Here is a 4899-nt window from a genome sequence, read left to right as displayed (position 1 = left end):
CTCGCCGCGCCCTCAGTCCACCCGGCGTGCGCTGCCCAGCAGTCCCGATTCGGCATCGGTCGCCTCGGTCATCACGAACCGCCGGTCCCGGCGCGTGCACCAGAGGGTGACCCCGTCCGTGAGGGTCGACAGCGTCCGGGTCTCGTCGGGAGGCAGCCGCATGAGCCGCCCGATCTGCGCGGCTTCATCCGGGGACACCCGCTGAATGCCGACCAGTGACGACTTCTCCATCAACCCGGGCGCCACCGGGCTCAGATACGGCAGCAGCGTCACCGCCGACTGCCACGGACCGGACACCACCCGCCCGCGCGGTGGTCTCATGCCGCAGTCCCGCACCACGACGACCGGCGAGCCGGCCGAGGCGCCCTGCGCGGGCACCCGCCCCACCTCGTGCAGCGAGACGCACGGCTGACCGCCGCCCGCGGCCTGCGCCAGTTTCGTCCAGGCCCGGGTCCGCCCCGTCTCGACCACGATCCGGGCACCCGTCGCCGCCGCCCGCAGCGCGAGCACCTGCGCCGTCCACAGCCCGCCGATCAGCGTGATGTCGTACGGGGTGGGCCGGTTGATGCCGATCACGGCGGGACGCCCCTCACCGTCCACGCCGATCACCACGCCGTCGTCGCCGACCGGCAGGGCCAGCGAGGCCAGTTGGTCGAGGCGGACGGTGTGCCGGGTCCGGCGCGGACCGGCCGGTCCGAAGCCGAGCCGTCCGCGGCGGCGTGCGATCACGGACATCAGCGGGTACCCCCGAGCGGAAGCGTGGCGAGGACGCCGGGCAGCTGTTCGCGGTCGAGCCGCACGAGCGAGGTCTTCACCCCGCGTGCGGTGCGCTCCAACTCGCGTCGGGCGCGGCGCAGTTCCTCCTCGCTGCGGCCGGTGATCCGGATGTGTCCGGCGATCGGGATCTCCTGCCGGTCGCCGCGTCCCAGCGTGAGGCTGAAGGTCGTGGCCAGCGCCGGGACCGAGGTGAGCAGCGCGACGAGTTGCGGCATCGGCGCACCGCCCGCGCCGAACCGCGGCCAGCGGCGCACCCAGTACGTGGTGTGCTGCCGGCCGTCGCAACGCCAGGTCCGCGAGGTCTCCAGGGTGCGGCGGACGGGCGTTCCGGACCGGCCGGCCCGCGTCCCGGCCGACGGACCGGCGCAGGCGGAGGTGGCGATCGCCGAGTGGAGCTCCCGCTCCGTCAGCACCGTCGCGCCGAACCCGGCCCCCATCAGCCTGCTGGACAACTGGTCGACCGTGCGGACCAGGCATTTCTGCGCACCGGTGAGCCCGCCGCCCCGCGCCCGTACGGCCTCCGGGCAGAGCTCCGGGTCCAGCTTCAGCGCGATCCAGGTGATGCGGACCGCCGGGGAACCCGTCCGCGCCTGGAGGGGCGCGTAGTTGCGTGCCGCGACCGACTGCTCCGGCAGATGCGGTGCGGGAGCCGGCTGGGTGTGCTGCACGACCTGCGCCGACTCCAGCCGGATGCCGTCGACGTCGAGCGCGTCCTTGACGAGCATCAGCGGCAGCGGCCGTGCGGACCGGTCCGGCCGCAGCGCGGTGGCGTCCGACTCGATCCGGAGTACGGCCGTCAGATACGTACCGTCGCCGATCATGCCGACCTGCCGCCCGTCACGGTCGCTGAACGAGCGGGTGCGCAGCGCCGGTTCGCACTCCACCGCCGGCGCGATCCCCGGCCCGGTGCCCGCGGGCAACGCCGTCGACGCGGCCCTGCGGGTACGGGCGCGCAGCGCGAGAACCGTACAGAGCCACGCGGGAAGCGAACGGCGGCGCCTGCGCACGACGGCCAGCAGCACCAGCGCCGCGGCCACCACCACCGCCGGTGCCAGCAGCAGAGGACCGACGACCCAGGCGCACAGCAGCAGCGCGGCGGCGATCTCGAGCAGCACGAGCTGTTGCAGTCGGAACGATCCGAACGGTCCGGCTCGTCCGCTCAGCCGTGCGCCGCCCGGCCCCCGACGGCCCGGAGCCTCCGGGGAACCGCTGGGCCGGGGGGCCTCGGGAGGCGGTACGTTCCCGGCCGGCGGTGTCCGCGTCACGGAAGCCATCATCGCGGCATTCCCCCCGTTCGTCCGGGCCCAACTCGACCCGTGCCACGCCTCTTCCGCCGACGGCTCCGGCGGCTGGATCACCCTACCCGGCCCGCGGACCCCCACCGGCGACAGGCATAGTAGGGGGCCGGTCGGACGGGGCGGAGGCCCGGTGCGGGGCGTCGGGCACGGCCGCTCATGGCGCCGCGCGGGGAGAGCACGGGGGACGGACGGACTCATGGCATCGCGGCGGGACGAGCTCAACGCGTACACATTCGCGAAGAGGCGCATGGTGGCGGCCTTCCTCCGGCCCTCACCGACCGGCTCCGACGAGGGCGCCCCGCGCCCGCTGCGCGCCGTCCTGCCGGGCGTGGTCGCCGGCGCCCTGATCCTCGCGGGCTTCGGCGCCGTCGGCATGTTCAGGCCGACCGCCCCCACGGACTGGGACCGGCCCGGCACCAACGTGATCGTCGGCAAGAAGTCGACCACCCGTTACGTGGTGCTCACCACCGGCCGGGGCAAGAACAGCAAGACCCTGCTGCACCCCGTGCTGAACCTCGCGTCGGCCAGGCTGCTGCTCAACCCGCAGAGTTACGACGTCGTGCAGGTCGCCGACGACATCCTGGACGCGGGAAAGCCCCCGCGCGGACCGGTCCTCGGCATTCCTTACGCCCCCGACCGGCTGCCCGAGGCCAAGGACGCGGGTACGGCGAAGCGCTGGGCCGTGTGCGTGCAGCCGGGCGGCAAGGGCAACACCGTGCAGAAGGCCGCCTTCGTCCTCGCCGACCGGGACAACGGGCTGACGGAGGGCGCGAACAGGCTCACCGGCGGCCAGACGCTCTACGTCAGGGGCCAGGACCGGACCCGCTACCTCGTCGACGCCCGCGGCACCAAGTACCGCATCGACGAGACCGCGGCCGACCTCGGCCATCTGACCGGCGCCCTCGTCGGCAGCGCACAGCCGCAGCCCGTCACCGACGACTGGCTGGCCACCCTGCACGACGGCAGCCCGATCGTCTTCCCCCGGATCCCCGGCAACGCCGGCTCCCCGGCGCATGTCGAAGGACGGCTCTCCGCGCAGGAGAACCGGATCGGCACGGTGCTGCGGACCCGCAACGGAGAGGGCACCGCGTACTACGTCGTCCTCGGCGGGAAGGTCCGGCCGGTCTCCGAGTTCACCGCCTGGCTGCTGATCAACTCCCCGCAGACCGCCGCACTCGACCTGGACGGTGAGGCGCGCACCGTCGGCCTCCAGGACTTCGTGCCCGACCCCGTCCCCTTCGCCGGCCAGGCCGCGCACTGGCCGGCGCACCGGGCCGAGCGGGTCAATGCCACCGGCGCCGGAAGCTCCGGCCGCGACACCGTCTGCAATGTGCTGCGCAGGGCGGACGGCGGCGGCGCGACGACCCTGAGCACCTGGGCGGGTACCTCGTACCCCGCCTCCGTCGGGGCGGGCGGCACCAGCACGTACGTCACTCCGGGCAGCGGTCTCCTCTACACCCAGGTCCGGGGCCGGCAGACCAGCCCGGACGGATCACTCTTCCTGGTGACCGACACCGGACTGCGGTACGCGGTTCAGGCGAACGGCGACAGCGACGCCGAGCGCTCCGGCATCGGCACCGCCGGCGCGGCGGACGGGCCGGACGGGCGCCCCGAACCCGGCGAGGCGCAGATCCGGCTCGGATACGAGAAGGTGACACCCGCCCTCGTCCCGATCGAGTGGTCGGACTTCCTGTCCAAGGGCCCCCGGCTCGACACCAACAGTGCCCGCCGGCCCCAGGGTTCGTGACGGTCCCGGGCCAGCGGCAACCGAAGAGCAGGGGGAGAAGATGACGCCGTACCGGAAGACGGTCCTGCTGACGGCGGCCGCGGCGGCCGCGGCCGCACTCGCGGGTCCGCAGGCCGCGTACGCCGATCCGGGCGCCGGGGACCTGCGCATAGACGGCGGCGGCGTGTGCACCTTTCCGATGAAGAAGCAGTTCGAGGGCCGCCCCTGGCCGCTCCAGCGCGTGCTCTTGGACGAGCTGTGGCAGGACACCAGGGGCAAGGGCGTCCGCGTCGCCGTCATCGACACCGGGGTGGACGACACCAACCCGCAGCTCACCTCGGCCGTGGACGCCTCCGCGGGCGCCGATCTCCTGCCGGGCGGCGGCACCGACGGCACCGTCGACCAGGTCGGCCACGGCACCAAGGTGGCCGGCATCATCGCCGCCCGCCCCCGCGGCGGCACCGGATTCGTCGGCCTGGCTCCCGAGGCCACCATCATCCCGATCCGCCAGAACGACGAGAAGAACAGCGGTAAGGACACCACGATGGCCGCCGCGATCGACCACGCGATCGCGAAGGGTGCCGAGGTCATCAACATCTCCCAGGACACCACCCGGCCGCTGACCGAGGACTCCGTGCTGGGCCGGGCGGTGGCCCGGGCGATCGGCAGGGACGTCGTGGTGGTCGCCTCCGCGGGCAACGACGGCATGGACGGCCGGCCGAAGCGCACCTATCCCGCCGCCTTCGACGGCGTCCTCGCCGTCGCCGCGTCCGACCGCAACAACGAACGCGCCCCCTTCTCCCAGGCCGGGCGGTTCGTCGGGGTCGCCGCACCCGGCGTCGACATCGTCTCCACCGTCCCGGGCAACGGCCAGTGCACCGACAACGGCACCAGCTTCTCCGCGCCCTACGTCACCGGGGTCGCCGCGCTGATGCGAGCCAAGTACCCGGCCTGGACGGCGGCGCAGACCGTCGCCCGGATCGAGCAGACCGCCGAGCGCTCCGTCAACGGCCACGACGACTTCGTCGGCTGGGGCGTCGTCGACCCGGTGCGCGCCCTGTCCGGCGACGACGCCCCGCAGGACGCACCCCACCCGGA

At 74.0% G+C, this 4899-nt stretch carries 4 protein-coding genes; 2 read left to right on the top strand and 2 right to left on the bottom strand.

Translation table 11 applies throughout. From position 1 onward, the window contains the following. Positions 1–12: 12 nt before the first annotated feature. Positions 13–735: a hypothetical protein gene (locus J1C73_RS09070; RefSeq protein ID WP_207315881.1), complete on the bottom strand. Its 723-nt coding sequence runs from the start codon at positions 733–735 to the stop codon at positions 13–15. Then, a complete protein-coding gene (eccE, locus tag J1C73_RS09065) occupies positions 735–2051 on the bottom strand; it encodes a type VII secretion protein EccE (RefSeq protein WP_372446667.1) in 1317 nt (438 codons plus the stop codon). Before eccE ends, J1C73_RS09070 begins: the two co-directional genes overlap by 1 nt. A 220-nt stretch (positions 2052–2271) precedes the next feature. Between eccE and eccB the strand changes: the two genes are divergently transcribed. Then, positions 2272–3822, top strand: coding sequence for a type VII secretion protein EccB (gene eccB, locus J1C73_RS09060; protein ID WP_207315879.1), 1551 nt, complete (start codon positions 2272–2274; stop codon positions 3820–3822). 40 nt (positions 3823–3862) lie between these two features. After that, a partial coding sequence (gene mycP, locus J1C73_RS09055) for a type VII secretion-associated serine protease mycosin (protein ID WP_207315878.1) occupies positions 3863–4899 on the top strand: 1037 nt, incomplete at its 3' end.

The organism is Streptomyces laculatispora (assembly GCF_017353455.1).
GTDB classification, from domain to species: domain Bacteria; phylum Actinomycetota; class Actinomycetes; order Streptomycetales; family Streptomycetaceae; genus Streptomyces; species Streptomyces laculatispora.
This window is presented reverse-complemented; position numbering and strand designations above follow the sequence as displayed.

Bases quoted from the DNA above. Each gene is read 5' to 3' on its own strand.
- eccE (WP_372446667.1), bottom strand. From the start codon at position 2,051: ATGGCTTCCGTGACGCGGACACCGCCGGCCGGGAACGTACCGCCTCCC.
- J1C73_RS09070 (WP_207315881.1), bottom strand. From the start codon at position 735: ATGTCCGTGATCGCACGCCGCCGCGGACGGCTCGGCTTCGGACCGGCC.
- eccB (WP_207315879.1), top strand. From the start codon at position 2,272: ATGGCATCGCGGCGGGACGAGCTCAACGCGTACACATTCGCGAAGAGG.